This window comes from Alistipes sp. DJF_B185 (assembly GCF_964250025.1).
GTDB classification, from domain to species: Bacteria; Bacteroidota; Bacteroidia; order Bacteroidales; family Rikenellaceae; genus Alistipes; species Alistipes finegoldii.
On the sequence record NZ_CAXUDY010000053.1, the window covers coordinates 1 to 2,033 of the forward strand.

A 2,033-nucleotide genomic window follows, 5' to 3' on the forward strand; every position below is an offset into this window, starting at 1 on the left:
TACTTGTCGGATTTTCCTCTCTCGTATTATAAAGATAGCACCTTTTTTATTGACAACAAAGGTCGGACAGCAATTAATCCGAACATTTTTATCTATGTCTTATATGGCATTATTGGGCTGTTTACGGGGTGGCGGAGTGTGTTCGACGGGGAAATTAATGTGCAAAATGTAGTATTAGCGGGTATTTTACATAGTGAGTTGTTCTAAAACACCTTTCGTGTCATGCAATTTAACACTATTAGCAGTTCGGTACATGGTGCGGCTGTTCTAAAATTCCTTTCGAACACGTGTTTTAAGTGCTAATAGCGGTTTTTGCATGGTAAATAAGTGCGATGTACACGTAAAAAGCCGTAAATTTGGGTGTAAAACGCTATTTTATGAATGAAAAGGAGGCCGATACCATCCGTAAGAGTCTGTATGAATCCTTACTGATGGATGAAAACGATAAGATTGTGCATTGGGATTTCGACCCGATGCGCCGAGAGTTGCGCCATTATGTTGATATTGCCTGCGGATGCGATGAACAGACGTATGGAATCCGCACGCCGCAATTCGAATATCGCTACTGTACGGGTAAGATTAAGATGCCCTTTGCCAAGTCGGATTATCTCGCTAACGACGATATAATCGCTACGGTTATGGGATTGGGGCTGGATGTCGAGAAATTCTGGTTTGCGCTGGTCTTTATTTACGATTATGTCGAAACCTCGTTTAAGAACTGCGGCCTTGTGAAACCCGCGTCTTTGGATAAGGCGGTGCAAAATCTGTTCAAAGAGTTAGGCGAGGATTTCGCGGACGATGATATTGAAATAACCCTTAAAAAGAACAGAAAGAAAGTCGAGGTTCTGCCCGTTATAAAGCGTGGGATTTTGCATTGGCTGCGGGAAACCTATGAACGGGAATGCAAAGGCAGGAAGATTCAGTATTACGGGATTGATACGGGCAATTTCGACCAAACCTATCCGAGTACGTCGTTTCGGATTTATCGGACTGTGGAGATGTATCGGGATATGCTGAACACCTTATTGGGAGACAACCGCCCGAAGCAACCCGACAAGAGTGTTTCGTTGAATCGTCTGTTGCTGATTTCGCGTATCTGTTACCTCTATGAATTTACCCGTAATGACAGCTTTTTGTATAGCGACGATTCGTTAAAAGGAATAATTAAGTCCTGCAAAGGGCGCATGCCTGCAACTTATTCCGCTGTTTATCTGTAATTTGCAGAGGGAGAGCAAAAACGCCCTTTATTTCACTCCCCGTATTTGGGGTGCGAAAAGTCAAATCTTTGTAGTGTCGAAAGGGATAAACCCGACGGCCTGCAAACACTTGGGCAAGGGATGCAGAATAATTTAAGCCCCTCTGTAAAAGGAGTATTTAAGATTATGGCAAATTCAAATTTGCAGAATGGCTTAAACGCCAATGAAATTAACGCGGCAACCGCCGCAACCGCTACAACTGCTCCCGTTGTCGAACAGAAAGAACAGCAGACGGCGCAGACCTCGCGCCGCCGCCGTTCGACTACGCCCCCGATGTGGCGGGTAATGACGCAGGCGCGGCCCGTTTTCGATGTCCAACTGAAAAAGGATAACGAAATTAAATTGGCCTGCATCAACAAATTTATGAATGCGGCTTACTCGGATGCTAACAAATTCTGGGCTGATTTCATGGAGCAGGTAAATATCCTGCTTGACAGTCGCAGGTATTGCCGCGAGTGTGAAATCTTGGGCTTGAAGCCTGAATATGTAGCGGAACATATTGTGTTCCTCGGTAGTGCCACGATGAAAAAGGTGCTGAAAGACGGAGTATCCCGTACATTAGGGGCTGATGTGCAACTTTACGGGAAACGATTCTCGCCCGAAGATGCGGACAGATTTCTGTCGGAAGATATAAAACGTCTTCCCGAACAAGCGACGGTCGCCTAATTTCAGCCTGCTGCCGTTGAAAAAAAGGACACTCCGTATATTCGTCGGAGTGCCCTTTTTCGTTCACAATAGATTCTGCATCGCCGCGTCGATTTGGCTGTTCTCGAAACT

3 protein-coding genes are annotated in these 2,033 nt (G+C 45.3%); all 3 read left to right on the top strand.

Translation table 11 applies throughout. The features are described 5' to 3' along the window. On the top strand, window positions 1–207 hold a 207-nt coding region (locus ACESTR_RS15995), incomplete at its 5' end, for a hypothetical protein (protein ID WP_373179437.1). Between the two features lie 170 nt (window positions 208–377). Next, window positions 378–1,217 carry a hypothetical protein gene (locus ACESTR_RS16000; RefSeq protein WP_256169419.1) on the top strand — a complete coding sequence of 280 codons (840 nt, stop codon included), beginning with the start codon at window positions 378–380 and terminating at the stop codon, window positions 1,215–1,217. Between the two features lie 165 nt (window positions 1,218–1,382). Then, on the top strand, window positions 1,383–1,922 hold the full coding sequence (locus ACESTR_RS16005; RefSeq protein WP_256169417.1) for a hypothetical protein: 540 nt from the start codon (window positions 1,383–1,385) through the stop codon (window positions 1,920–1,922). The last annotated feature ends 111 nt before the right edge of the window (window positions 1,923–2,033 follow it).

Bases quoted from the DNA above. Each gene is read 5' to 3' on its own strand.
- ACESTR_RS16000 (WP_256169419.1), top strand. From the start codon at position 378: ATGAATGAAAAGGAGGCCGATACCATCCGTAAGAGTCTGTATGAATCC.
- ACESTR_RS16005 (WP_256169417.1), top strand. From the start codon at position 1,383: ATGGCAAATTCAAATTTGCAGAATGGCTTAAACGCCAATGAAATTAAC.